The sequence below is a fragment of the Caballeronia udeis genome (assembly GCF_044909315.1).
Lineage (GTDB): Bacteria > Pseudomonadota > Gammaproteobacteria > Burkholderiales > Burkholderiaceae > Caballeronia > Caballeronia udeis_A.
This window is the reverse complement of record NZ_JBIYEB010000012.1, coordinates 39,969-65,649: the sequence shown is the minus strand read 5'-3', so window position 1 is coordinate 65,649 and position 25,681 is coordinate 39,969. Positions and strand designations below refer to the sequence as shown.

Sequence of the window (25,681 nt, the reverse complement as noted above, 5' to 3'; positions counted from 1 at the left end):
ATCCCCTCTGGCGATAAAACCCGGACACACGCCGGAAGAGTCGAGTCGGGTCGAGCCAACTCGCTGACCAAGCGTTCCTGCTCACTGGTCTAACCGTGGTCTAACTGACCATCATGCGCGCCGCGAACCACTAAACATTGCGCCGCGCGAACCGCACGGCTTATTTATTTGCCACATGTAAACAAGGCGCGCCGCATGAAGGTATCCCATCCATGCGGCGCGGTTATTCCTTCACGACGTCCGAGCCTTTACTCAGATCTGGACCATTTCGAAGTCTTCCTTGCGTGCGCCGCATTCGGGACACGTCCAGTTGATTGGAACGTCTTCCCAGCGAGTGCCCGGCGCAATTCCTTCCTCGGGCAGTCCCGCTTCTTCGTCATAAATCCAGCCACAAATCAGGCACATCCAGCTTCTGTATTCCATACTTATGTCGCGTCGGGCAATCGGTTAAATGAGTGCATGATGGTACCGGTTTGGCGGCGCGATGCCTAGCAATGCAGCAGCACTGGCCGATCGGCCGGGATTCGGACAGCTTTCGAGCATTGCCGGTTCCTTCGGCGGCATAGCTCTTTCAAGCGCTACATGGCTCGCGACGCCCTTCCAGCAAGTATCGGTCCTTCGCGGCGCCGATTTTGCAGGATCGATCAACCCGCTTTGGTGCGAAAAAAAGGCCATCTCATGTGCCTGCGCGACTTTAGGCCGCATAATCGTGCAGTTTGAGCCGACTCCTGGTCCGGCCGCTTGAATAGCCGATAGATTGAACCCACGAATATTCCGATGCCCAGCGACACCCCTCCTATTGTTCTAACTTTTGGTCTGTCCGACCCCACGGGCGGCTCCGGCCTGCAGGCAGACCTGCTGACGCTCGCCAGCATGGGCTGCCACGGGCTGACTGTCCTGACCGGTTACACCGTGCGCGACTCGGCGACCTGCGACGAAGTCACCGGGCTCGACCCCGACACCGTTGGCACTCAGGCCCGCATGTTGCTGGAAGATATGCCGGTAGCGGCCTTCAAGATTGGCGCGGCGACGCGTGCGGAAGTGGTCAGCGCCATTGCGGAGGTGGTCGCCGATTACGACGACGTGCCGCTGATCCTCGCGCCCGACTTCACGCTCGATGACGAACACGTGCTGGCGGCGGACGAATTGCGCGAATCGATGGCGGATTTGCTGGTGCCGCAAACCACCATGCTTGTCGCAGATCACGCCACGCTCCTGCAGCTCGCGCAGCCCGACGGCGACGCCGAAGCGCCCACGCTCGATGCCGCGATCTCGCATTTGCTGTCGCAAGGATGCGAGTACATCCTGGCGACGGAAACAGGTACGCATCGGCATGTGAACACGCTTTACGGCGAGGAAGGTCAGATCCGGCAGGACACGTGGGATCGTACCGAGCACCGCATGATGGGCATTACCGACACGCTCGGGTCCGCCATCGCTGCGTTGCTCGCCAACGGGCAGGAACCTGCGGAAGCCGCGCGAGAAGCACAGGAATATGTGTTCCAGGCGACCCGCGCTGCCTTCAGGCCGGGCATGGGCGCTTATTTGCCGGATCGATTTTTTTGGGCGCGTTCGAACGATGACGACGAGACACCGCCCGTGGTGGTCGATACACCATCCGTTACGCCGGGCGAAGCCCACCACTGATACTTTTCTGGAGCGAGACTGACCCATGCCGCTGCGCAAAACATCGCTCCACCCACTCAAGCACAACCCGGCCCCCATACGGATCGGCTGCGCTGGCTGGGGTATCACGGACGCGGTCGCGGAACACTTCCCCGGTGACGGTAGCCACCTCGCCCGTTATTCGCAGGTGCTGACCTGCGTCGAAATCAACTCCAGCTTTTACCGGCCGCATCGGGCGGAAACGTATGCCCGCTGGCGTGACAGCGTGCCCAGCACGTTTCGCTTTTCCGTGAAGATCCCAAAAGCCATTACGCACGACGCACGCCTCGTCAATTGCGAGCCGCTGCTCGACGCCTTCCTCGAATCCGCGACTGAACTGGGTAGCACGCTCGGCTGCTGGCTCGTGCAACTGCCGCCCAGCCTGGTATTCGATCCGGACGCGGCCCAGTCGTTTTTTACATCGATGCGTGAACGCACCGACATTCCGATCGCGCTCGAAGCACGGCACGGGAGCTGGTTCGCGAAAAACGCGGCCACGTTGCTCAAATCGAAAAAGATCGCTTACGTCGATGCCGATCCGCAACCCGATGATTGCTTCATCGCGCATCGGGCGGATACGTCGCTGGTGTATTTCCGCCTGCACGGCTCGCCGGAGATGTACCAGTCGTCGTACGAATACCCCTACCTCGATGCCCTCGCGCTCACGCTGCATGACCGGGCAAAAAAAGCGCACGAAGTATGGTGCATCTTCGACAACACCGCCGCCGGCCATGCTCAGTTCAACGCGCTGCGCGTGAAAAGCCGCAGGGCATTGAACGCGCGTCCGAAACGCGCTGCCGTCAGGGAGAACGCCGATGCTTGAGCGCAGAAAATGGCTGGGTGTGGGGCGTATTGCAGGTGCACTGGTGACCGTCAGTTCTGCTGCAGCGTTCGCCCAGACGGCTCCGGTTGCAACTCCCGCCCCCGCTACCGCTCCTGCTGAAAACACGAATTCGAACGCTACACCCGTCGGCGACGGGACCTTTCTGCTGACCATTTTCCTGAAGCATGATCAGTCGAAGACACTGCCGAAGATCAACGAACAATTGAAGGAGCAAGGCTTCTTCAAGGCGTTTCCGCCACCGGGTGTTCAGGTGGTTTCGTGGTACGTGATGATGGGTATTGGCCAGGTGGTCACGCTGCGCGTTCCCGCCGATAAATTGCGCGAAGTGAACCGCGCGATTGAAAATACCGCGTGGGGAGGCTACCGGACCGAGTTCTATCCGACCTACGACTACAAGGTGGTCGCCGAACAGATGCGAGCACAGAACGACAAGTAGCCGGGCGTTTCTTAAGCCCACAAAATCAAGCGCACAAAAAAACCCGCATCGTTGCCGATGCGGGTTTTTTCTTTGGCAAGCGCCGGGCTACCGAAGAAGCCCGCGCTGCCCTGTAATTCAGGCCAGGCCCGAAATTACATGTCCATGCCCATACCGCCCATGCCGCCGGGCATACCGCCGCCCATCGGAGCATCGTCCTTCGGCAGTTCCGACACAGCGCAGTCGGTCGTCAGCAGCAGACCTGCCACCGATGCCGCGTTTTGCAGTGCCGTGCGCGTCACCTTGGTCGGGTCCACAACACCGGCTTCGACCAGGTCGACGTACTCGCCCGTTTGCGCGTTGTAGCCGAAGTTGCCCTTACCGGCTGCAACGGCTGCCACCACGACGCTGGCTTCTTCGCCACCGTTCGTGACGATCTGGCGAAGCGGCTCTTCCATCGCGCGCAGCACGATCTTGATGCCGGCGTCCTGATCGGCGTTGTCGCCCTTCAGGTCCTTCAGTGCCAGACGAGCGCGGATCAGCGCAACGCCGCCGCCAGCCACGATGCCTTCTTCCACAGCTGCGCGCGTTGCGTGCAGTGCGTCTTCAACACGTGCCTTCTTTTCTTTCATTTCGACTTCGGTCGCAGCGCCAACCTTGATCACTGCCACGCCGCCAGCCAGCTTGGCGACACGTTCTTGCAGCTTTTCACGGTCGTAGTCCGACGTTGCTTCTTCGATTTGCGTGCGAACTTGCTTCACACGCGCTTCGATGTTCGAAGCTTCGCCAGCGCCGTCGATGATCGTGGTGTTTTCCTTCGCCACTTCGATGCGCTTCGCCGAACCCAGCTCAGCCAACGTAGCCTTTTCCAGCGTCAGGCCGGTTTCTTCCGCAATAACTTGACCGCCGGTCAGGATCGCGATGTCTTCCAGCATGGCCTTACGACGATCGCCAAAGCCCGGAGCCTTCACAGCAACGGTCTTCAGAATGCCGCGGATGTTGTTCACAACCAGCGTTGCCAGTGCTTCGCCTTCCACATCTTCAGCGATGATCAGCAGCGGACGGCCAGCCTTTGCAACTTGTTCCAGGATCGGCAGCAGGTCACGAATGTTCGATACCTTCTTGTCGTGCAGCAGCACGAACGGGTTTTCGAGGATCGCGGTTTGCTTTTCCGGCGTGTTGATGAAATACGGCGACAGGTAGCCGCGATCGAATTGCATGCCTTCAACCACGTCCAGCTCGTCTTCCAGCGACTTGCCGTCTTCGACCGTGATCACGCCTTCCTTGCCGACCTTGTCCATTGCTTCAGCAATACGGTCACCAATCGACGAATCGCTGTTAGCCGAAATCGCGCCAACTTGAGCGATTTCCTTGTTCGTCGTGCAAGGTTTGCTGATCTTGCGCAGTTCTTCAATAGCAGCGGTCACTGCCTTGTCGATGCCGCGCTTCAGGTCCATCGGGTTCATGCCCGATGCAACGTACTTCATGCCTTCGCGGACGATCGACTGAGCCAGAACCGTAGCCGTCGTCGTGCCGTCGCCTGCGTTGTCGCTGGTGCGGGAAGCAACTTCCTTCACCATTTGCGCGCCCATGTTCTGGAGCTTGTCTTTCAGTTCGATTTCTTTAGCGACCGAAACACCGTCCTTCGTGACCGTCGGGCCGCCGAAGCTGCGTTCCAGAACCACGTTACGACCCTTCGGGCCCAGCGTGACCTTGACCGCGTTGGCCAGGATGTTCACGCCTTCAACCATCTTTGCACGGGCGATATCGCCAAATACGACTTCTTTAGCTGCCATATTCAAACTCCTTGATTCGTTTCAGTTTTCTGGCTTGGCCCGAGGCCGGTCGAGATTCGCTTGAGCGGTTCGATCGTCCGGCCGGGAAAGCCGAATGGACTTGAAGGGATTTACTTGACCAGGACGGCCATGATGTCTTCTTCGCGCATCACGAGCAGTTCATTGCCGTCGACCTTGACGGTCTGACCAGCGTATTTACCGAACAGCACGCGGTCACCCACTTTGACGTCGAGGGCGTTTTGCGTACCCTTGTCATCGCGCTTGCCCGGGCCGACGGCCAGGATTTCGCCTTGATCCGGCTTTTCAGCTGCAGCGTCGGGGATGATAAGGCCCGAGGCAGTCTTGGTTTCCTGATCCAGACGCTTGACGATGACGCGATCGTGCAAAGGACGAAGGTTCATACACACTCCTCTCTTAACTGAGACTATAAAAACGCGGGAAACCCGTCCGGCGACCCACAGAGCCACCGGCCGGAAAACTGTTAGCACTCTCGTGCGACGAGTGCCAAGTATATGGCACACCGATCGGTAATTTCAAGAAGGGATATCGGTGAGCGACGAGAAATATGTCGGCACGCAGAAAAGCTGAGCGATTTGAAGCAGCAGGCTTCGCGGCATCGGAAGATGGCTGGACACCACATAAGATAGGGTTTACCTCTATCGGTCAGCGGCCAAAGTGCTACTTCCAGCTCATCGCGTCCATGTAATCGAACAGATGGTTGCCCCTGGCACGCTTGAGGCGGATCAGTTGCGCTGGCCTTCCACTCTTTCCTGTCCTTTGCCAGCCCAGCATTGAACTTAACAATTGGTGAAAAAATCCTCGTCGGCCGCCCTGCTCGTGAGGACTCGGCCCGTTCGCGACTGTCGCCGATCGACCCACTATAGATTTCCCACAAAGCAGCCATTTGCAGGGGTCCCGCAAGCGATGTTTGCTCAGTGTCACCGAGATGTCTATTGGGCGCCTACTTTGGTAACTGCGACGTCCCCATTACCCGCTTGAATCCTTTCATCGCCATCGAGATCGCCGCATATCTCTTTTACCGTATCTGTCAGCAGAACCCACCGGAGCGTTTGCCACGGCTAGATGTCGACGACTTTTCGCAGTAAGGCGTAGGAAACACGCCAATGACCATCGGTGTCATTGACGGCAATAGATGCTGTTTTGGCATTCAGCCTCACGACGACTCCGACGCGCTCGCTCAGGTGCTTGTCGGTGAAGCTAACTGTGTCGCCGATGAAGAACTCTTCACGCTGCGTTCTCGGCGGCGGTGTCGGTTCAACGTCGGGCTGAGCAGTCGAAGTTTCCGGGATGATCGCCGCATAGAGCACGCCCCAACGGCGTCGAGTTGCACTGTCTTGAACCACCGCCTGGGTCTGCCGGAGTTCGACTATGGTGCCTTGTGCCGGCGGCCCGAGCGGGTTATCACCGATGTAGTTGACGGCCATCCCCAGATGCAGGCGTTGACGTATTTCAAGAATACGTCGAGGGTCGTCAAGCATTTTGCCGATAGCGAGGTAGAGGCGATATAGCTCGGCGCTAGGCGCCTGCCGAAGCGAGTCGAGAATGTCCATGTTTAAAGGTGTTTTAACAGGCTAGCGGCAAGACTTCGTGCACGCGATTGCGGGGTACGACGGCAATTGCTCAAGCGTTCGCTTGATCCAAGCATAGGGTTCGATACCGTTAAGGCGAGCCGTCCCGATGAGTGGATACATCGTTGCGGCTGCGCGGGCACCTCGTGAGGAACCTGCGAACAACATGTTCTCGGCCTTATGGAAAGCTTCGCATGAGGCCGAAAAAGCGACCGATCCAAGCAATATTCGCGACCAACTTGTCGCTCGGCCATTGCGATCCTGGAGAGCAGGCTGCGGTATGGGCTAAATTCTCGACTTTATTTCACCGACCATTGGTGCGTTCGCGAGTCCGCCTTGAGACGTAGCCGCTCGGCAAGAACTACAGTCAGTGATGCCCGACAGCGGCATCGGACTCGGGAGATGCGAGCAGCTCGCTCAATGGAACGCCCAAAGCAAGCGCGAGCATCTCGAGATGACTCAGGGCTACATTCTTTTTCTGAACCTCAAGGCTTGACACGTAGTTACGCGACAGACCCGCGCTCTCGGACAGTGCGTCTTGGGCCACCCCCCGCGCACTCCTGAGCGCAAGAACGTTTCGCGATACGCGCTCGCGCAGCGAAAGCGCTTTGCGAGGGTCGCGTGCGACCACGGGGCCGGTCTGCAGTAGCGACACAGCATCCACACCCAGCGCTTTCGCAAAGCGGTCAATGGTATCAACCGATAGATTCTTGACGCCGCGCTCCACTTGGCTGACCTGACTCCGATGGCAACCGACGAGCCGTGCGAATTGGTCCTGCGAGAGGCCCCTGCCACTACGAAGTTCTTGGACTCGGCGCGCAATTTGAGAAAGGACGGGTTCGCTTTTTTTGACCATGGCGCGCATAAGCTTGCGCGAAAAGGACTCTTCAGTCCAAACCGTTTTGGGTCTCCGTATTTTCAATCTCCACATTTTAGGTCTACAATGCCAATAAACGGCTTCAGCAAGCCACTAAGCTCCAGAGTTCGCGCCGAAGCTGGTTTGAGGGAGGTTGCGGGGTTACAAATCGCGCGCGAAGTAGCGCCCAACCTCAACCGCCGATACAAAGCTGCGCGCCCGTGAAATGTCCGTGAGCCTTGTGAATCCATGCGTAGTCAGCACCGCAATCGTTGAGTCCAGCGAAATTCGTAGTCGCCTGGAGAGAGCCACCAATGTGGCCGCTGCAGCTAACGAGGCAGTGTCATTGTTTTGTATAGCGGCATCGCGTGGAAATCTGCTCCCGATGCCATCCGATGTCTGGTCATTGATGAAGACCGTCGTCGCGATGTTATGCGACGTGAAGAGGCTGTGATCCCAAGACGCTCTGGGTAATCAGCTTTTTTGTCGAATTCGAACAGGTTAGAACCTGCTGGACGATGACCGCTGATGGTCTCGCGCCACCGGCAGGATGCAGTGCTTGTACCCTCAAAAGACAGCAGTTCCTTGATGCAGGAGATCCCATGGCAGCCACATACGAAATCCGCGGCGCTATGCCGGTTCGAGAGGAATTCCGACACGGTCACGCGCAGCAATTTGCCGAAGGTCTCGCGAACCCTGCCGACGTCTACTTCGCAACTGACGCCGTCACCCATTCCCTTGCGATTCGCATTCGCGGCGTACTCTCGGACGACGAACTGGAATCGGTCGAAGACGCGCTGGAGCAATTTTCCCAGAAATGGGCAAGCGCCGGTGCCATCTTCAGACGCCTGCGATACGGGGAACCGTCGTTCGTCCCGTTCGGCCTCGCCCGCCACGTTGATCTGCTGGCTGAAGTGAGCGATCTGCACCTGCAATTGGAAGTATTTCTGCAACGCCAGGCATGGCTTCTGGATAGGTTCCGGACACAGGATGAGTAAGGCAGTGTCCGGCCCGCCAAAGTCGTGGTGAGGCCCATGGCACGCGACCTGGCGGTTGGAGAAAGAGAGTCAGTGGAGGTTCATCATGGAACCAAGGACTTACGTCCTGTCGGGCGCGCTGCCTGTACAAGACGACATGGACGCTAAGCAACTCGATCGTGTATCTCGGCATCTGGGCGGCATCGCAACGGTGCACCTTACGCATGATGAGGTGGCGCAAACTGTCTCACTACGCATCTCGGGAACGATGCCGCGCGACGATGTACGAACCATTGAGCGCCGAATCGAAAAGTTCGCCGAGGAATATGCCAGTACCGCAGCCATTCTTCTGAGCGAATGGAACGGCCAGACGAGCTGGCTGGTGGTGGGGATGAACTGGCAGGCCCAGTGTTTGATCAAACTCGGGGCCGTGCAGGAACAGTTCTCGCGGCTCGCGGAGCGGGATCTCGATTTTCTCGTCCCGGCTCGAGCCCAGCGGATCAGGCGCCCGCTGCAGCCCCCTTATGTGCGTATCAATTGAGACCGACGACCAACGGGCGACCTGATAAAGGCACATCCAACCGTGCAACGAGCGACAGGGTTGAAGTGTGACATGAAACACCGCATACCTTGTTACATGTAACGGGAGTACATAATGGCAGCCTCATTGTCTGAGCGCGTTCGCGCCCACCGCCGGAACCTTCGCGCAGCCGGTCTGCGGCCAGATCCAGATCTGGGTACCTGACACGCGTCGTCCCGGTTTCGCCGAGGAGTGCGCGCGCCAGTCGCGCGTTATCCGCGAAAGTCACCCTGAAGCGGATCTGCTCGACTTCGTCGAACAGATCGCCGATCTCGAGGACCTGCGATGAGGCGGGGCAACATCGTCGCCGTCGCTATCCAGGGTAATGTCGGCAAGGCTCGGCCAGCGCTAATCGTGCAATCGGACCTGTTCACCGAACATCCAAGCGTGACCCTGCTACTGATGTCAAGTGAGATCGTCGACGCGCCGTTGATCCGCATCAACGTAAACCCGTCTGAACAGAATGGCTTGCGCGCGCCGTCGCAGGTCGCCGTCGACAAGACGTTCATCGTGCGCCGCGAGAAAGTCGGCCGCATCATCGGCCACCTCGAAGACGAAATCATGGTCGCAGTGAATCGCGCGATGCTCGTGTGCCTGGGTTTAGCGTAACCGGGACTGTCAGTTCGCGGGCGTGGCCCAGTCTTCGATACGTAAGCCGGGGACCCGTTCAAACTCGCGAACGTTGTTCGTCACCAGCACCGTGCCGGCGGCCAGAGCGTGGCCGGCGATAGCGGCATCGTTATCGCCGATGGGCGTCCCGCAGCTTGCCAGCGCGATTCGCACGCGTGTTGTCTCGTCGACGGCCGCAGTGTCCCAGGGCAGGATCCCGTCCAGTCGCGCGACAAAGGTCGAGACGAGTCCAGCATGCTTGGGAGATGCTTTTTTGCCAATGGAGCCAAAACGCATTTCCGCGTAGGTAATGGCTGAAATGACAATCCGCCGCTGAGCATCGACGCAGGCTTGCAGTTTCGCCAGGATTTCAGTTGGGCGCTCGCGCATGATGAACGAACAGATGTTTGTGTCGAGCATATAGAGTTGCGTCACTGGCCCGATTCCCCTGCGTCGTCATCGGGGCCCGAAAGATCAAAGCGTCCGCTCTGAATAATCGCCGGGCGCTCCGCGAGAAAATCTGCATCGGCGACCGGCTCGCCCACGAACGAAGTCCAGTTTGGCCGCACCGGGCGAAGCAGTATGGTGTCTCCTTCGCGCTGGATTTCAAGTTCGGTCACCCCTTCGAACTGCATGTCCTTCGGAATACGGACCGCCTGGTTTGCGTTGTTCTTAAAAATAGACACAGTGCGCATGAGAGCCTCCTGAAGCAAAAAATATGCATCTAATTTTATGCATATGCTGACATATGTCAAGTATTTAACCTGACCCGCTTCACCCTATGGAATCGATTGTCAGGGACACTTCCACATCCATGCAGCCCCCTCATTTCTTGCCTTTTTACGTCCGCCCGCGCGGCGCACTACAATCTAGCCCGCCGAAGTCCTTCGTTTCGATCAGCCGACTGTCATGCAAAACCCGTTTGTCCGTCTTTCACTCGCCCTGCCCCTGCTCGCCCTCGCCGCTTGTGGCAGCAGGGCCGCGCCCACGCCCAGTTACCAGGCCGAAATGTTCTCGACGGGCGCGAGTCCATTCGCCCACAACTACGACGCCACCAGCCAGGAAACCTGCGAGGCCTCGCGTCGCGCGCTGCTGAGCCAGGGTTACGTGACGACCATGCCGCAGCCCGATACCGTCGATGCCACCAAGAACTTCCAGCCCGCGGCGGATACACACGTGGTGGTGTCGTTCCATGTGGTCTGCACGCCGGGCGAGAATGCGAGCAATACGAGCATCGCGTATGTGAACGCGGTGCAGGACGGTTATACGCTGAAGAAAAGCGATACCTCGGCAAGCGTGGGATTGAGCGTACTCGGCTCGCTCTCGCTGCCGATCCGCTCAAACAGCGACTCGATGGTCAAGATTTCCAGCGAAACCGTGCCGGCAGGCAAGTTCTACGATCGTTTTTTTAGTCTGGTCGGGCACTATTTGAAAACCGTGCCGCGCAGTTCACCCATTCCCGGCGAGAACGTCAGCAGCCAGACGCTTGCGCCATCGCTGATCCTGAATTCGCCGGACCTCACGCCGACACCTATCGTCGTGCAGACGCCGGCCGCGAGTTCGGCCGCTCGAGCGGCCGTGGCCGCCAGTGCGGCGAATGTTGTCCCCGTAGTGAATGTTGCCCCAGCGGCGAATGTTGCGCCAGCGGCGAGTCCTGCACCAGCGGCAAGTGCTGTTTCAGCCGCCAGCACCACGGCGGCGACCGCGGCTACCTCATCGGCATCCGCGCCGGTGGCGGCGTCGGCGGCCACGCCTTAGGCACCCGAACGTAGTTGCGCTCAACCTGCGGCGAGTTACGCGCCAGTGGCCGCTACGTCAGCGGCCTCGCCATGACCGATCGGATGGAAACGTTCAGCCTGTCACTGACTGCGCGCGCTCGCCGGAAAGCCGTGTATCGCTCCGTCAATTCGGTACATTCACCCCGCCACCGCCGAACGTGATCGCGTTCGCCCCGGGCGAGGCGGAAATCGACGGTAAATTGGTCAGCGACAAAGCCGGCGCCGCCCCCGCCGTACCGCCCCGCGGCACCGTATGCACGACCTGCGACGGCGGCAAAGGCGCCCCGTTCTTCAAATGCGCCCACATCAGGTTCAGCGCCTGAAGGTTGTAGTACTGCAGCGGCACGAAGCGCGTATCGAAGCCCGCGACGCTCAGGAACGCGTCGAAATGCTGCCCGTTCGTTATCTCGTAAAACGACAAATTGCTTGAATTACCCTCGGCCAGCTTGTTCATCGCGGCGTACGGACGCGACGCGTGGTTGATCGGCACGAGCGTATCGGAGCGGCCCTGCACGATAATCGCCGGCTTCCCGCGCAGGTTCGCATTCACGCGAATCGCATTGACACTCGCCGTCATCCGCGCGTCGCCGTTGCTCCACAAACCGCGCAGACAAAACGCGCCGGCGAAACTGGCGTCGGCGGTAGCGAAGCGATGATCCGCCGCGCCCGAATTCCCCGCGTTGTAGACGAGATTGATACCGTTGGTCGGCGGCACCCCATTGCCGTTGCCGAACACGGTAAGCATCGGGGAAACCAGCGGGCTGACTCCGGCCGCCCCCGTCACCGCATTGGTCGTGCCGAAACTGAAGTTGCAGAGGTTATCGGCGACGCTTGAGCGCGTGTACGCATTGGCATACGTCACGGCAACCGCGGGCACGGCCTGCGAATCCCACATCGGCGCCTGCAGAAAGTCGGAGTCCGTCTGATACCCGGCCTGATGCAGTTGGGCAAGGGCATTGGTGGCCTCGCTGGTCACATCGCCCCCGGCAATCACGCCGTTCGCCGCGAGCGACGCGCAGCGCGCCGCCCGGATCGACGCGGTCGTGGCGGCAGGCAACGCCGAGAGATACGGCGCGCCGGCTGCGGCCGGCGCCAGCGCCGCGCACGGCTGCAGCAGGTTGGCGAGTGTCATGTAGTCGGCGAGCGGCCGGCCGAACGACGCCACCGGCGCGCCGCCCTGTCTCACCGAAACCTGTGACGGCACGTTCAGGTTGATCTGCGGCTCACCCACGACCACCGCCGTGATCCATCCCTGCGTGTCCTGCTCGGCGGCCGCGAGCGACGCACCGCCGCCATTGCTCACCGACGCCGCGATGGTCGTCACATCGCCGCGGTTATAGCGGATCTTGCGCGTGGTGCCGTCGAGGGAGCCGTAGGTGTCGTTGAGCGCCCAGTACGCAAACTGGATCGCCTGCAGCGTATTGGTGCCCCAGCTTTTCTCCGGGTTCTGCTGCGAGTGGGCGTGCTTGAACGCATAGCGGTTCGGGAATTGCGCGTTGAACGCGGCAAGACTGGTGCTCCCGAGGTTCGCCGTGAACACGCTCGTCTTGCTGGCAGCGGCGGCGTTGAACAACGTACCGTCGATGAGCGTAACGGTGTTGGTCGCCAGTTCGTGCGCGCCGTTGCCGCTACCTTTATCGGTATAGGCGACCGCGCAGCCGCGCTTCAAACCCCATTCTCCCGCCGCCGATATCGCCCCATACACCCCGCGTGACCCCGACGAAGTGGCCGTGACAATGCACGGCTGGCCGGGGTTGAAACTCGCCGGGATCTGCACGAGCAAACTCACGTTGAGCGTGCCGCTGCCGTCGTCGGCGAAAGCCAGGTATTCCTTGCCGGCGATCATCCCCTCGCCGAGCGTGTCGTTGCCGTTCAGGTCGACATTCGGGCCCCAGAAACGCCCGTAGCCGCCATTGGCGGACATATCGACGAGCGCTCGATAATTCGAATAGATCGCAAGACGACGCAAGTCAGCCGCGCTCGGCGCTGCCGGGTTGGCAATGGCCGGCGGCGTTGCCGATGCCAGTCCGTCCTTGCCCAGCCCCGCTGTCAGCAGGTCGTCGGTCGTGCCGTCATAGGTTTGCGTACGCACACTGCCGGAGATGAAGTTCGGCAGCACGTTGGTTTGCGAACCGTTGCCGTTGCCGTTGCCGTCATCGTTGCCGTGACAGGCCGCAAGGCCGAACGCCGCCAATGCCAGGGCAAGCGCCGTGGCTCCGGGAAATCGTTTCATCGTCGCTCTCCACCATGTTGTATTTATTCGGCGTACGTCTTTCGATGCACGTCGCCAATGCGCTCCTGCTCTCAACCAGGAAGCTTGAACCTAAAGCTTGAACCAATAACGCATAACGGGTTCCGGTGCGAAGCACCGGAACCCGTTATTTAAACCACTGGACGAAATCGCCTCGCACGCTGCACAACCGCTGCAACGACACGCTGCGGTCCAAGGCTCAGGAAAGCATTAGCCTCCACCACCGTTCGGTGCAGCCAGCGTAATCTTGTTCGATACCGACGTCACGCCAGCCACGCCCTTCGCCACTTCCTCGGCCTTCGGAATCTGCGCGCCGTCCGGCACCGTACCCGTCAGCACGACTGCACCGCCCCGTGCACGCACGAAGATGTTCGACACGTCGATGCCCTGTGCCTTGCTCAAGGCACGCCGCACATCGAGGCCGAGCTTACGATTGACCTTCTTGACGGTCTTGGCCGACGGTGCTGCGCCCGACGCGGCCATGGCATCACTTGATTGAGCATAAGCGCTCGACGCCACTGCGACGCACACCACGACGCTAAGCGCCTTCAACATATCGACTACTTTCATGACTTCTCCTTTTGTTTCGCTTTGGACTTCGCAAAGTGTTGCTCTTGTGCTTCTTTTGGACCGCATCAACCCAGCGGCTTGGCTACGACATCTTGCGGGCTGACTGTAAAAACGGCGACCTGACGAATGACGCACGTACGATACAAACAGACCGGCGATGCTGGCGACACGGTGTTGCGAGAGACTGGCGAAAAAACAAATGGCCTGGCCGTTTTCTACGGGTGTCATTACCGTTGGCTCAAGGACATAAGGTGCTGCACATCATGCGACGCTGCCGGTTCTGCTCGGAGCATTTCCCCGAATGCCGGTTAGGCGGCGCGGATGCTGGTTCTACGGCGGCGAACGTCAATTTAATCCAGCCTTGCGAGAAGCGCAAAGCATTTAACACGATGAAGCACGCACTCGCCCGTACTTATCCGTATTGTCATACCCGCTTAGGGCCTGCCCTTGATCCGACGGCACGGCCGATCATGTACCATCGGCGAAAATTGCAACAGAACGTGAACAGTGAATGTGAAGGCAGACGTTTCAACGTATTAGCACAGGCGTGTTTCATTACCGCGACTGAGTAAAAGGCTTAACGCGTGGGACCGGAGGGTTTTTTAAACAGCGCGGGTTGTTTTGTGAATGAGTGGATGCGAGGGTTTTCCCTTTCTCCTTTCACGTTTATAAAATCCACTGCTTTCAAGGTTTTGCGTCAACGCAGGTCCCCGCCCCACCGAACCCGACAATGACTCAAACTCCCGGCCAAGAACCTCCCGCCCAGAAAATCCCGAAGAAACCCCGCACCCGTCGCATCGCTCCAACAATGGCGCGTTTCGTCGCGATCTCGTGGCGCGACCTCGCGGTGTCGTTCGGGCCCATCCTGCTGATCAGCGCGGCTGCAATCTACCTTGCCGTGCGACTGATCCAGCCCGCGCCGCCCAGTACGCTGAACATCTCGGCGGGAACCAAGGGCAGTTCGTTCTGGAACGACGCGCAGCAGTACAAGAAGATCCTGGCGCGCAACGGCGTCACGCTAAACGTGCTGGAGTCGCAGGGTTCGCTCGATAACCTGCAAAAGCTCGAAGATCCGAAGGTGAACGTGGATGTCGGTTTCGTGCAGGGCGGCATGTCGGCGCCCGGCACGCCGGACAAGCACGAGGACCTGGTCTCGCTCGGCAGCGTAGCGTATGTGCCACTGGCGGTGTTCTACCGCGGATCGCTGCTGACGCGACTTTCGGAATTGAAAGATAAGCGGCTCGCCATCAGCACCGAAGGCAGCGGCACGCGTGCGCTCGCGCTGGCGGTACTGAAGGCGAACGGCATCGAGCCGGGCGGCGACACCGAATTGCTGCCGCTAAGCGGCGACGCCGCGGCCAGCGCGCTGACGGACGGGAGTATCGACGCCGCGTTTCTCACCGGCGATTCCGCGCAGCCGCCGACCATGGGCAAGCTGTTTCGCACGCCCGGCATCCATTTCTTCGACTTCACCCAGGCCGACGCCTACGCGCGCCGCTTCCCCTACCTGAAGGTGATCGCCTTGCCGATGGGCGTCCTCGATCTCGCGAAGAACGTGCCGCCGCATCCCATTCACCTGATTGCACCGACCGCCGAGCTGATCGCCCGCGACGGCCTGCATCCGGCACTCTCTGACCTGCTGATCGAAGCCGCGAAAGAGGTGCACGGGCACGCGAACCTGCTACAGGCAGCCGGCGAATTCCCTGCGCCGCTCCAGCACGAGTTCCATATCAGCGACGACGCCGAGCGTTACTACAAATCGGGTAAAAGCTTCCTGTACCGGACGTTGCCGTTCTGGATCGCAAGCCTCGCGGATCGTGTGATCGTGCTGCTGGTGCCGATCATCGTGGTGCTGATTCCGGGTCTGCGGCTGGTACCGGGGCTGTACCGGTGGCGAGTGAGGTCGCGGATCTACAAGATCTACGGCGCGCTGATCGGCATTGAACGGGAAGCCATGACCGATCCCGAACCGGCCCAGCGCGAGGCGCTGATCGAGCGGGTGGACGGTATCGAGAACACGGTCAACCAGATGAAGATGCCGCTTGCCTACGCCGACCAGTTCTACGTGCTGCGTGAGCATATCGGCTTTGTCCGGCAGCGGCTGACCATCGCGCAGGCCGCCGCACTCGATGCTCAGGCAGACAGCGTTCAGCACACCACGTAATATCGAAAGAAGAAACGACGGTAGCCGAATCAACGGGCGCCGCGACGAGCACCGCACCAGGGAGATTCAAATGAGCGCCTCGCCTTCCATCGATCCGCATCAGCCATACTTTTTTTTCGATTTCAACTCGCCCTTTTCGTACCTGCTGCTCGAACAGCACGAAAAGTGGCCGAACATGCCGTTCGAAATCCTGCCCATCGACTATCTGAAGCTCCTCAAGCACTGGGGCCAGCCGATGCCGGGCAATATCCCGTCAAAACGCGTGTTTATGTACCGATACGCGCTCTTTCGCGCCGAACAGCTCGGTATTCCGTTCAGAATGCCGCCGTCGCATCCCTTCGATTCCAGCAAGGCGCTGCGTCTGGCCGTGGCCGCGGGTGGGGAAATTGGCTGCATCCGCGAGATCTTCCGGTTCATCTGGAAACAGGGCCGCGATCCGTCGACCGAACAGGGTTTCGACGATCTCTGCCACCACGTGGGCCTGCCCGAGGGCGCGAAGATGATCGAGCTCGAGGACGTCACGGCGACACTGAAGGCAAATGTCGAGCGGGCCGTGGCGCTCGGCGTGTTCGGCGTGCCCACCTTCGTGGTGAACGGTCAATTGTTCTGGGGCGAGGACACGCTGCCGATGGTGCTCTACGTTGCCCGTTCGCCGAACTGGCTGGACGGCGCGGAAGTGCAGCGAATCAGCAATCTGCCCCGGACCGCACCGGCCGTGTAAGCGGTGAGGGCCTGAAGAATAGAAGGTTCGGCACATTAGGCAGGTTCGATGGATCGCGCCCTATGCCGTGCATAGCGCGCACGCTATGGCGTGAGCGTGCGCTCAGGCTTAACGTAGTGCATTCCCGGTCGGGCGCGCATCCCGCCTGGCCGTCCCGCCACGAATCGCTACGCAACACCACGCCAAAGGTCCGCGCGAAGACCGTGCTCTATGAACGATTCCATCGACCCCGCCGATTACGACGCCGGCTCCGCCACTGACTCCCTGGACATCTGGCTGATCCGCGTGCTGCAAACGCTGCTGACCGAGCGCAGCGTCACGCAAGCCGCGCTGCGCCTGGGCCAGACGCAGCCCGCCATCAGCACCGCGCTGCGGCGCCTGCGCGATCTCCTGCGCGACCCCATTCTCGTGCGCGGCAAGCAGGGCATGGTGCCGACCGAGTACGGCGCGTCGCTGCTGCCGGCTGTGCAGCGCGCGTTACGCGAGGTCGAATTTGTCGCCACGCCGCATGGCGCCTTCGATCCGGCCACGTCGCGGCGCACGTTCCGGGTCGCCGCGCCTGACTACCTGAACGACTTTTTCATGCCGACGCTGATTCGCGCTTTCCGCGTGGCGGCGCCGAACGCACGGCTGGAGATCGAGTCGCTGACACCCACGCTCGATCACGAACGCGCGCTCGATGAAGGCGATCTCGATCTCGTCGTCGGCAACTGGGAGAATCCGGAGCCGCGTTTTGCGCGCCGCGACCTCTTCACCGACAGCTTCGTGTGCCTCATGCGCCGCGGGCATCCGCTCGCACGCGAACCGCTGACAGCGGTGCGTTACGCTAACGCCGCGCATCTCGCGCCCACCACGTATAGCGGCGCGAAGCGTCATCCGGTCGATATCGGCCTGGCGGGCGCGGGCATTCGGCGACGCATCGTGACGACCATTCCGTACTTCGGGCTCGTGCCGCAAGTGCTGCTGCAATCGGACCTGATCTTCACCGCCACGCGACGTTTCGCGCTGCACTACGCGGAGCTCCTGCCACTTGTCGTGATGGAATCGCCAATCGAGTTTCCGCCGATCGAGAGTTATTTGATGTCCTTGCCCGAGGTCAGCCGTCCCACTGACCTGGCTTGGCTGCAGACGCTGATGGCCGATGTCTCCAGGGAATTGACCGGGCAACCCGCAGACGCGAAAAAGCGGTAAGAATTTCTCGCCGCGTGACCTGATGCTGGCCCGACGCTGGCCAGACGCAAATTCTTCTGCCGCAGCGCAAAATCCCGCGAACCCTTTCCCCACAAGCCTCCGGGCTATTCTGCAGCTTCTGAAAAAGCGTCCGGCGAGCCACGGCCGCCTTAAACCTATGGGAGAATCACGCTTCTTCAGCGATATCAACCCCGCACTTACCCCAATGTCCACCGAAGCCCCGTTGTCCCGACGCGCCGATCTAGCCATTACCGGGCGAATCGTCGCGGTTGTCACGTTCACGTTCATTTGCTACCTGACCATCGGTATCCCGCTCGCGGTGCTGCCGGGTTTCGTGCACACGGATCTAGGCTACGGATCGGTCATGGCTGGCGTGGCAATCAGCGTCCAGTACTTCGCGACGCTCGCCTCGCGGCCGCTCGCCGGGCGCACGGCGGACACCATTGGACCGAAACAGACCGTGTTGTACGGCCTGACCGCCTGCGCGATCAGCGGCGTGCTGCTGTTCAGCGCGGCGCTCGCGTCGCAATGGCATTCGGTGAGCCTGGGACTGCTCATCGCCGGCCGCCTTGTGCTTGGCTTCGGTGAAAGTTGGGTCGGAACCGGCGCGATCACGTGGGGTATCGGACGGGTTGGAACCGGCAGCAGCGGACGCGTGATCTCGTGGAACGGCATTGCCACGTATGGCGCACTCGCTATCGGCGCGCCGCTTGGTGTGGCGATGGAACGCTCGATCGGCTTTGCGTCGCTGGGCGCGTTCGTGATCGCGCTCGGCGGCCTCGGCTACTGGCTCGCGACGCGCATGGAGGCTGTTCCGATCGTGCATGGCGAGCGCATGTCGTATCGCAGCGTGTTCTTTCGTGTGCTGCCCCACGGCATGGGTCTCGCGCTGGGGTCCGCTGGGTTTGGGTCTATCGCCACGTTCATCACGCTCTTTTATGCCGCGCACAACTGGCCCGACGCCGCACTTTCGCTGACGGTCTTCGGCACGATGTTCGTCGGCTCGCGGCTCTTGTTCGCCAACACCATCAAGGTCTTCGGCGGCTTTCGCGTGGCGATTGTGTCGTTTGCGTTCGAATGCGTCGGCTTGCTGATGCTCTGGCTCGCCGCCGATCCCGCCTTCGCACTCGCGGGCGCCGCGCTGACCGGGTTCGGCTTCGCGTTGATCTTCCCCGCGCTCGGCGTGGAAGCCGTCGGACTCGTGCCGCCGGCCAGCCGCGGCGCGGCGTTGTCGGCGTATTCGGTGTTTTTGGATCTGTCGCTCGGTGTGACCGGGCCGCTGGCCGGGTATGTCGCGGGGGAATTTGGCTTCAGCTCCGTGTATCTGTTCGCCGCGGTCGCGTCGGCGGCGGGCGTGGCGCTGACTGTCGCGCTGTATATGCGGACCGGGCGCGGGCTCGGTGGCGCAGCTACCGCCTGAGAGACCGGGTTGCTCAACCAATGACAAACGTCCGCTTCGGCGGACGTTTTGTTTGGCGGGTCCGAATGGCAGAGGGAGGACCCCAAGACAGCGCTCACCGTTCCTCATGCCATAATTTCCGGCTGCTATCCCGCGATAGCATTCTTCCTGTCTCATGAGCCCGCCGACCATGTCCAACCTGCTTTCGCGCCACTTCCTCAGCATGGCCTACAACAATGCATGGTCGAATCATCGCCTGTTGAAGGCTTGCGCTTTACTGAGCCAGGCGGATTTCGTCGCGCATCGAACAAGCTTCTTCCCGTCGATCAAGGCAACGCTCAATCACAACCTCACTGTGGACTGGTTTTACATCGATGCGCTCGAGCGCGAGCAGCGCGACGACCCGCCCCATCCGCAGATCATGTCTTTCTTCGATCCGGAAGAACCCTTCAATGCCTGCGCCGACCTGCAACGCGAGCAACGGCTGGCGGACGGGCGGCTCATCGACTACTGCGCTCAACTGAGTGACGACACCCTCGAGCGCCAGGTCACCCTCCTGCGTCCACGCGTAAAACAGCAGGAAACACGCACGCGGCTGCTCGGGCATGTGTTCCAGCATCAGATCCATCATCGCGGGCAAGTGCATGCCATGCTTGCCGGAACGTCGGTCGCGGCGCCGCAGCTCGATGAGTTTTTCTGCGATATGGATGCCGGCCTGCGCGCCGCCGACCTTGCTGAAATGGGCCTGAGCGAAGCGGCTGTCTGGGGATAAACCGCCGGCCGCTGTTTGCCGTCGCGAACGAATCCGAACCGCCACCGCGCTGCTTGTCTTAAAATCCACCCTTGGTCCCCACTTCCTGCGCTCTATGAACTCGACATCGGAAGACCGCTGGCGCGACTTGCGCCCGGACCCGGACAGTGACACCCCGCTTTATCTTCAGCTCGCCCGCAAGCTCGGCAATGCAATTCACGACAATCGCTGGAACGCGGGCGAAGCGCTGCCCTCCGAACGCGTGTTGTCGGAAGCCCTCGGGGTATCGCGGATCACGTCGCGTAAAGCGATCGCATTGCTGGTCGAACAAGGACTGATTCGCCGCACGCAGGGCGCTGGTTCGTTCATCACGCCGCGCTATGAAGATCCGCTGTCGCGGCTGTCGAGCTTCAGTGAAATGCTGCGTCGACGCGGTTTTACGCCCGGCTCGAAGTGGCTCTCACGCGTGATTGAGCCCGCGAATCGCGATGAAGTGATCCAGCTCGGCTTGTCGCCGGCGGCGGCCGTGACACGCTTGCGGCGCTTGCGCACAGCCGACGGCATTGTGATGGCCGTTGAGAATTCCACCTTTCCGGCCGCATTGATTCCGGATCCGCTGGCCGTTGGCGATTCGCTTTATAGCTTCCTGGAACAGCGCAACCTGTCGATCGTGCGAGCCCTGCAGCATTTCCGCGCGGTGAACGCGAGCGACGAGATCGCCACGCAAATGGGCATTGCGCCCCACGACGCGCTGCTGCTGATCACGCGCGTGGGTTATACGGCGGACCAGCGGCCGATCGAACTCACCGATACCTACTGCCGCAACGACTACTACGATTTCGTCGCGGAGTTGCGCAAGTAGTCACACCGAAGCACAAGCAGTCACCACCAGTGCGGCTGATCGGTCCCAATAGGCACCGGTGGCAAACCCCAGTAAGGCGGCGTCAAGGACATGCGCTCAGGCGGCTGCGTGCAGGTCAGCGGTCCGAACGGCGATTCGATGGTTTGCAGCATGTCGCGGACATCGTCGAGTTGGGGATCGGGCACGTTCTGGCCATCGTCGACCAGACCCATGGATTGCAGCCAGCGCCCGGTCCGCGCCAGCGCCACCCGCACATGCCAGCTTCCGCCTTGCGTGGCGCGTCGTTGCAACGCGATCATCGCGCCGAGCGCCGCGAGATAACCGGTGGCGTGATCGAGCGCCTGACACGGCAGATGACGCGGTTGCGCGCTCCCGGCCGCCTGCGCTTCCGCCCACGCAATGCCGCTCGCCGACTGCACGAGGCTGTCGAAACCGCGCCGCTGCGACCAGGGGCCTTTGTGCCCATACGCCGATATCGTCACGTACACAATGCCAGGGCGCAGGCGCGCAACCTTTTCCGGGCCGAAACCGTGTGCTGCAAGCGCGCCGGGGCGATAGCCTTGCAAGAATACATCGGCATTGTTCAATAACGCGCGCAGCGATTCGCGGCCGTCTTCTTCGCGAAGATCGAGCGTAGCCGACCGCTTGCCGCGGCCGTTGTCGATCACCAGCGGTGGAATGTTCGGCAGATGCGGACCGTTGATGAGCAGGACATCAGCGCCATGCTCGGCGAGCGTGCGCCCCGCCACCGGACCCGCGATGATGCGGCTCAGGTCCAGCACGCGCACGCCTGACAAAGGCCGTTGCGGCCCGCCCTCGGTGCTCTCGCCAATCGGCTCCGGCGGGGCATCGTCGAGTTTGACGATCTCCAGCAACGGTATTTCCGCGATCGCCCGGGCTTGCGGCAACAGCGCCCATTCCTCCGGCGTGCGGATCAGCGCGGCGCACAGGCCTGCATCGGCGAGCGCCTCGTCGAGGATTGCGCCGTTCCAGCCGCGGATGGCCTGAGTGACACCGGCGTGATCGTTCGAGCAGCCGAGCAGCCTGACCACGCCGTCCCGATGATGCTTGAAGTTCGTATGGAGCTGGATCCAACGGCCGTCGCCGGTCTCGTAGAAACCCATCAGCGGATCGCGCAGCTCCGGCGGTTTATCGGTTCCGATGCGCAAGTAGCGCTCACTGCGGAACGCGATTGCCGCACGGCGCGTGTAGATGTGCACGTCTTGCTGCCGCCCCGTGCGATGCCTGAAGCATTCTGCCGCCGCCAACGCCGACGCTCCCACGCTCGCCGTGGCCAGGTCACTCACCCGATACACCGACGGCAGTTGCCGTTCATCGCCGCTAACCGTGAGGTGGTTCAGCGCTTCGGGGTCTCCCTGCACCAGACGCCAGAGTTCTTCGACAGCTTTCATCCTCATGCTCCTTCTCAATGTCGTCTGGTGCACCCGGGGTCTCCGGGTTCACCCTCGATGGTATGGACAGCTGGCGCTCCAATCAGTTTCCGGTCATGTCCAACCGGTGCGCCAGTCGTTGCGAAGATCGGCACGCAATCCGTGCGTACATCCACGTAAAATCACCCCACCCTTCCCGCCGGCTTCCTTCATGCCCGACACAATCCGCTCGAACGTTGCGTCCACTCCCTCCCCAAAAGCGCTCACGATCATGCTGTGGCTCGTCGCCACCGGCTTTTTCATGCAGACGCTCGATTCAACCATCGTCAACACCGCCCTGCCCGCCATGGCGAAAAGCCTCGGTGAAGCGCCCCTTCGCATGCAGGGCGTGGTCATTGCGTATTCGCTGACCATGGCGACGGTCATTCCGTTCTCCGGCTGGCTGGCCGACAAGCTCGGCACGCGTCATGTCTTCTTCAGCGCGATCCTGATCTTCACCATCGGCTCATTGCTTTGCGCGAATGCTCATACGCTCATGCAACTCGTGATTTATCGCGTGGTGCAAGGGGTGGGGGGCGCCATGCTGCTGCCCGTCGGTCGCCTCTCGCTGCTGCGCGTGGTGCCTGCCGAACGTTACCTCAGCGCCATGTCATTTGTGGCCATTCCGGGGTTGATCGGGCCGCTGATCGGACCGACGCTCGGTGGCTGGATCGTGCAGATCGCGTCGTGGCACTGGATCTTCCTGATCAATGTGCCGGTAGGCGTGATTGGCTGCATTGCCACGCGGCTTTTCATGACCGATAGCCGCAACCCCGCTACCGCCCCTTTCGATCTCGCTGGTTACCTTCTGCTCGCGGTCGGCATGGTCGCGCTGACGATTTCACTCGATGGCCTCGCCGATCTGGGCCTCCAGCACGCCATCGTGCTGGTGTTGCTCGTGCTGAGCTTCGGGTGTTTCGTGGCCTACGGGCTGCATGCCACGCGCGTGCCGCAACCCATCTTCTCGCTCGATCTGTTCAAGATCCATACGTTCAGCGTCGGCTTGCTCGGCAACCTGTTCGCGCGGATCGGCAGCGGCGCGATGCCGTATCTGCTGCCACTGCTGCTGCAAATCAGTCTCGGTTATTCGGCGTTTGAAGCCGGTCTCATGATGCTACCCGTGGCCGCTGCGGGGATGGTGTCAAAGCGCATCGTGACGAGCCTGATCATGAAGCGTGGGTATCGGAAGGTGCTGATCGTCAACACGGTTCTCGTCGGCCTCACCATGGCAAGTTTCTCGCTCACCAGCGCCGAGCAGCCTCTTTGGGTGAGGCTCGTGCAACTGGCGTTCTTCGGCGGCGTCAACTCGATCCAGTTCACCGCGATGAACACGCTGACGCTGAAAGACCTTGGGACCGGCGGCGCCAGCAGCGGCAACAGCTTGTTCTCGCTCGTGCAGATGCTGTCCATGAGTCTTGGCGTCACGATCGCGGGCGCGGTGCTCGCGACTTTCACCGGCATCCTGCCGAAGGTCACCGCGACAAATTCGCTGCCCGCCTTTCACGCGACTTTCCTCTGCGTCGGCGTTATTACGGCCGCGTCAGCGTGGATCTTTGCGCAGCTCGCGCCGGAGATCCGCGCCGTGAAGACCAAGCAAGCCGATCCGTCGGAAGCGCACTGAACGTTGGTTTTTCGCTCGCACTGGCTCACTGCTGGTCACGCAGTGCTCAGGGAGCGTTGCCAACAACGCGCCATCGCGCTGTGCGTGCTGCACTACGAGGGTGCACGCGGCTTCGCCCCCGGGCCACGATGAAAACCGGGGCCACAGCCCTGCCCCCGCCGGAGCAGCTTTCGGCGGGAATATCTCAATTGTGCGGCAAATGCGCATATTTCTTGCTCTTCTCGGAGTGGCCCTATCCTGTAAACTAGCTCGTTCCCGATGTTTACTCCCACTCGAGCCGCGTTCGAACGCCTGCCAAAACCACCATGAGCATGGTTGATCTCGACCCTCCCCGCTTTCAGCCTCCTCGCCCCGTCGCGGGCGACGACGGCTCGCGGCGCACTGTCCTGTACGGCGAATACACGGTGTTCAGCGTGTTCCAGCCGGTGTTCTCCGTGTCTCATCGCCGCGCGATCGGCTATCACGCGTCGCTGCGGGCTCGCGACGATTCCGGCCGGCAAGTCCCCTCGCATGAGGTCTTTACGCAGGCAGCACGGCGCGGCGATCTGCTCGAACTCGGCCGGCTGGCCGAATCGCTGCATCTGGGCAACTTCTTTTCTTTCGATAGCGACGACGAATGGCTGTTCCTCAGCCTCCATCCGGCCGCATTGATGGACACGAGCTACGGCGATGCGCTGCTGGCATCGCTGAAAAACGTCGGGCTGCCGCCGCAGCGCGTGGTGCTGGAGGTGCCCGAGCAAGCAGGCGGCGAGACCACGCGCTTCGCTGAAATCATCGATTCGTTGCGCAAGTCAGGCTTCCTGATCGCGCTGGACGGCTTCGGCGTGAAGCATTCGAACATCGACCGCGTGTGGCATCTGCGGCCCGATATTGTGACGCTCGACCGCTGCATCCTGCAGCAGGCGAGCGAACATTCGCATATCGAGCGCGTGTTGCCGGGCCTCGTTTCCCTGCTGCATGAGTCGGGTCAACTGGTGTTGATGGGTGGCCTGAGCACCGAACGCGATGCGCTGATCGCGCTCGAATGCAATGTCGATTTCGTGCAGGGCGCGTATTTCGCCGGACCCAGCGTGGAAGCTGTGAAACCGCAAGCCGCGCAAGGCGTGCTGGACGCGTTGTCCGCGGCCTCCCGCGAACGCGTGGCCGCGCGTGAACGCACGCAGTCGGCACGGCTGGCACCCTATGTGGGTGCGCTGGAAACGGCGGCGGCGCGTCTGATCGAAGGCGAAACGCTCGCCAGTGCAACCCGCACGCTATTGCAACTTCACGAAACAGCGCGCTGTTTCCTGCTCGATGCATCCGGCCGGCAGATCGGCGACAACGTCTTGCCCGTCGCGCGGGCGTCGCAACGGGCCAAGCGTTTCAGGCCCCTGTTGCATTCGGAAGGCGCTAGCTGGGAGCGCCGGCCTTATTTCATTGAAGCGTTGCGCACGCCGGACCGGGTCCACCTGACCGCGCCGTATCTGTCGATCAATGAGGCGCACCTGTGCGTGACGGCGTCCATCGCGGCGCAAACGCCGCGCGGCCTGCAGGTCCTGTGCGTCGATATCAACTGGGACGTGACTTCGCAACGGCGTTGAGCGATGTGCGTTGAACCTTGGTAAAGCAGCAA

Annotated in this window: 28 protein-coding genes; 17 read left to right on the top strand and 11 right to left on the bottom strand. The window is 61.1% G+C overall.

What is annotated here, in order from left to right:
- Positions 1 to 252: 252 nt before the first annotated feature.
- Complete coding sequence (locus tag ABH944_RS20140) at positions 253 to 423, bottom strand: rubredoxin (protein WP_025527884.1); 171 nt, start codon at positions 421 to 423, stop codon at positions 253 to 255.
- Positions 424 to 777: 354 nt separating this feature from the next.
- On the opposite strand from ABH944_RS20140, the gene thiD reads away from it, so the two are divergent.
- The 3 genes from thiD to ABH944_RS20125 are packed head-to-tail and all read left to right on the top strand — an operon-like array spanning position 778 to position 2,945.
- The gene (gene thiD / locus ABH944_RS20135) at positions 778 to 1,647 is read left to right on the top strand and encodes a bifunctional hydroxymethylpyrimidine kinase/phosphomethylpyrimidine kinase (protein WP_097264833.1); all 870 of its coding nucleotides are present in this window, start codon (positions 778 to 780) and stop codon (positions 1,645 to 1,647) included.
- A gap of 25 nt (positions 1,648 to 1,672) precedes the next feature.
- A complete protein-coding gene (locus tag ABH944_RS20130) occupies positions 1,673 to 2,488 on the top strand; it encodes a DUF72 domain-containing protein (protein WP_404609595.1) in 816 nt (271 codons plus the stop codon).
- Entirely contained in the window at positions 2,481 to 2,945 is a 465-nt protein-coding gene (locus ABH944_RS20125) for a hypothetical protein (RefSeq protein WP_404609596.1), read from the top strand. Before ABH944_RS20130 ends, ABH944_RS20125 begins: the two co-directional genes overlap by 8 nt.
- A 134-nt stretch (positions 2,946 to 3,079) precedes the next feature.
- Here the strand turns inward: ABH944_RS20125 and groL are convergent, their stop codons facing one another.
- From groL to ABH944_RS20100, 5 genes are all read right to left on the bottom strand, one after another.
- Positions 3,080 to 4,720 carry a chaperonin GroEL gene (gene groL / locus ABH944_RS20120; protein WP_404609597.1) on the bottom strand — a complete coding sequence of 547 codons (1,641 nt, stop codon included), beginning with the start codon at positions 4,718 to 4,720 and terminating at the stop codon, positions 3,080 to 3,082.
- Between the two features lie 110 nt (positions 4,721 to 4,830).
- Positions 4,831 to 5,121, bottom strand: a complete 291-nt coding sequence (locus ABH944_RS20115) for a co-chaperone GroES (protein WP_031362728.1) — start codon at positions 5,119 to 5,121, stop codon at positions 4,831 to 4,833.
- Between the two features lie 678 nt (positions 5,122 to 5,799).
- On the bottom strand, positions 5,800 to 6,291 hold the full coding sequence (locus ABH944_RS20110) for a hypothetical protein (protein WP_404609598.1): 492 nt from the start codon (positions 6,289 to 6,291) through the stop codon (positions 5,800 to 5,802).
- A gap of 21 nt (positions 6,292 to 6,312) precedes the next feature.
- Positions 6,313 to 6,432, bottom strand: coding sequence for a transposase domain-containing protein (locus ABH944_RS20105; RefSeq protein WP_404659467.1), 120 nt, complete (start codon positions 6,430 to 6,432; stop codon positions 6,313 to 6,315).
- A 244-nt stretch (positions 6,433 to 6,676) separates the two neighbouring features.
- A complete protein-coding gene (locus tag ABH944_RS20100) occupies positions 6,677 to 7,165 on the bottom strand; it encodes a helix-turn-helix domain-containing protein (protein WP_404659476.1) in 489 nt (162 codons plus the stop codon).
- A 602-nt stretch (positions 7,166 to 7,767) separates the two neighbouring features.
- Here ABH944_RS20100 and ABH944_RS20095 point away from each other — a divergent pair.
- From ABH944_RS20095 to ABH944_RS20075, 5 genes are all read left to right on the top strand, one after another.
- Complete coding sequence (locus ABH944_RS20095; RefSeq protein WP_404609601.1) at positions 7,768 to 8,163, top strand: hypothetical protein; 396 nt, start codon at positions 7,768 to 7,770, stop codon at positions 8,161 to 8,163.
- Between the two features lie 85 nt (positions 8,164 to 8,248).
- On the top strand, positions 8,249 to 8,683 hold the full coding sequence (locus ABH944_RS20090; RefSeq protein ID WP_404609602.1) for a hypothetical protein: 435 nt from the start codon (positions 8,249 to 8,251) through the stop codon (positions 8,681 to 8,683).
- Positions 8,684 to 8,797: 114 nt separating this feature from the next.
- The gene (locus tag ABH944_RS20085) at positions 8,798 to 8,887 is read left to right on the top strand and encodes an antitoxin MazE-like protein (protein ID WP_404609603.1); all 90 of its coding nucleotides are present in this window, start codon (positions 8,798 to 8,800) and stop codon (positions 8,885 to 8,887) included.
- Positions 8,868 to 9,011 (top strand): antitoxin MazE family protein, encoded by a 144-nt coding sequence (locus tag ABH944_RS20080; RefSeq protein ID WP_404659474.1) that lies wholly within the window; start codon positions 8,868 to 8,870, stop codon positions 9,009 to 9,011. Before ABH944_RS20085 ends, ABH944_RS20080 begins: the two co-directional genes overlap by 20 nt.
- Entirely contained in the window at positions 9,008 to 9,331 is a 324-nt protein-coding gene (locus tag ABH944_RS20075; protein WP_404609604.1) for a type II toxin-antitoxin system PemK/MazF family toxin, read from the top strand. Before ABH944_RS20080 ends, ABH944_RS20075 begins: the two co-directional genes overlap by 4 nt.
- 9 nt (positions 9,332 to 9,340) lie before the next feature.
- Here ABH944_RS20075 and ABH944_RS20070 read toward each other — a convergent pair whose 3' ends face one another.
- Together ABH944_RS20070 and vapB are read right to left on the bottom strand one after the other, a co-directional pair.
- A complete protein-coding gene (locus tag ABH944_RS20070) occupies positions 9,341 to 9,766 on the bottom strand; it encodes a type II toxin-antitoxin system VapC family toxin (RefSeq protein ID WP_404609605.1) in 426 nt (141 codons plus the stop codon).
- Complete coding sequence (gene vapB, locus ABH944_RS20065) at positions 9,763 to 10,026, bottom strand: type II toxin-antitoxin system VapB family antitoxin (protein ID WP_404609606.1); 264 nt, start codon at positions 10,024 to 10,026, stop codon at positions 9,763 to 9,765. The genes ABH944_RS20070 and vapB overlap by 4 nt, the downstream gene beginning before the upstream one ends.
- Before the next feature lie 214 nt (positions 10,027 to 10,240).
- On the opposite strand from vapB, the gene ABH944_RS20060 reads away from it, so the two are divergent.
- Positions 10,241 to 11,089, top strand: a complete 849-nt coding sequence (locus ABH944_RS20060; RefSeq protein ID WP_404609607.1) for a DUF2242 domain-containing protein — start codon at positions 10,241 to 10,243, stop codon at positions 11,087 to 11,089.
- A gap of 144 nt (positions 11,090 to 11,233) precedes the next feature.
- Here ABH944_RS20060 and ABH944_RS20055 read toward each other — a convergent pair whose 3' ends face one another.
- Entirely contained in the window at positions 11,234 to 13,342 is a 2,109-nt protein-coding gene (locus ABH944_RS20055) for a D-(-)-3-hydroxybutyrate oligomer hydrolase (protein WP_404609608.1), read from the bottom strand.
- Positions 13,343 to 13,570: 228 nt separating this feature from the next.
- Positions 13,571 to 13,930, bottom strand: coding sequence for a BON domain-containing protein (locus tag ABH944_RS20050; protein WP_404609609.1), 360 nt, complete (start codon positions 13,928 to 13,930; stop codon positions 13,571 to 13,573).
- Between the two features lie 808 nt (positions 13,931 to 14,738).
- Between ABH944_RS20050 and ABH944_RS20045 the strand changes: the two genes are divergently transcribed.
- From ABH944_RS20045 to ABH944_RS20020, 6 genes are all read left to right on the top strand, one after another.
- Positions 14,739 to 16,094, top strand: a complete 1,356-nt coding sequence (locus ABH944_RS20045; protein ID WP_404659465.1) for a TAXI family TRAP transporter solute-binding subunit — start codon at positions 14,739 to 14,741, stop codon at positions 16,092 to 16,094.
- Between the two features lie 70 nt (positions 16,095 to 16,164).
- Positions 16,165 to 16,815 (top strand): 2-hydroxychromene-2-carboxylate isomerase, encoded by a 651-nt coding sequence (locus ABH944_RS20040; protein ID WP_404609611.1) that lies wholly within the window; start codon positions 16,165 to 16,167, stop codon positions 16,813 to 16,815.
- A gap of 210 nt (positions 16,816 to 17,025) precedes the next feature.
- Complete coding sequence (locus ABH944_RS20035) at positions 17,026 to 18,006, top strand: LysR family transcriptional regulator (RefSeq protein WP_404609612.1); 981 nt, start codon at positions 17,026 to 17,028, stop codon at positions 18,004 to 18,006.
- Between the two features lie 205 nt (positions 18,007 to 18,211).
- A complete protein-coding gene (locus ABH944_RS20030; RefSeq protein ID WP_404609613.1) occupies positions 18,212 to 19,426 on the top strand; it encodes an MFS transporter in 1,215 nt (404 codons plus the stop codon).
- Positions 19,427 to 19,595: 169 nt separating this feature from the next.
- Positions 19,596 to 20,177 (top strand): DinB family protein, encoded by a 582-nt coding sequence (locus tag ABH944_RS20025; RefSeq protein ID WP_404609614.1) that lies wholly within the window; start codon positions 19,596 to 19,598, stop codon positions 20,175 to 20,177.
- A 94-nt stretch (positions 20,178 to 20,271) separates the two neighbouring features.
- Positions 20,272 to 21,018, top strand: coding sequence for a GntR family transcriptional regulator (locus ABH944_RS20020; RefSeq protein ID WP_404609615.1), 747 nt, complete (start codon positions 20,272 to 20,274; stop codon positions 21,016 to 21,018).
- 20 nt (positions 21,019 to 21,038) lie between these two features.
- Here ABH944_RS20020 and ABH944_RS20015 read toward each other — a convergent pair whose 3' ends face one another.
- Positions 21,039 to 22,430, bottom strand: coding sequence for a CoA transferase (locus ABH944_RS20015; protein WP_404609616.1), 1,392 nt, complete (start codon positions 22,428 to 22,430; stop codon positions 21,039 to 21,041).
- A 190-nt stretch (positions 22,431 to 22,620) separates the two neighbouring features.
- Between ABH944_RS20015 and mdtD the strand changes: the two genes are divergently transcribed.
- Both mdtD and ABH944_RS20005 read left to right on the top strand, forming a co-directional pair.
- Positions 22,621 to 24,069, top strand: a complete 1,449-nt coding sequence (gene mdtD / locus ABH944_RS20010; RefSeq protein WP_404609617.1) for a multidrug transporter subunit MdtD — start codon at positions 22,621 to 22,623, stop codon at positions 24,067 to 24,069.
- 305 nt (positions 24,070 to 24,374) lie between these two features.
- Positions 24,375 to 25,649 carry an EAL domain-containing protein gene (locus tag ABH944_RS20005; protein ID WP_404609618.1) on the top strand — a complete coding sequence of 425 codons (1,275 nt, stop codon included), beginning with the start codon at positions 24,375 to 24,377 and terminating at the stop codon, positions 25,647 to 25,649.
- Positions 25,650 to 25,681: the final 32 nt, after the last annotated feature.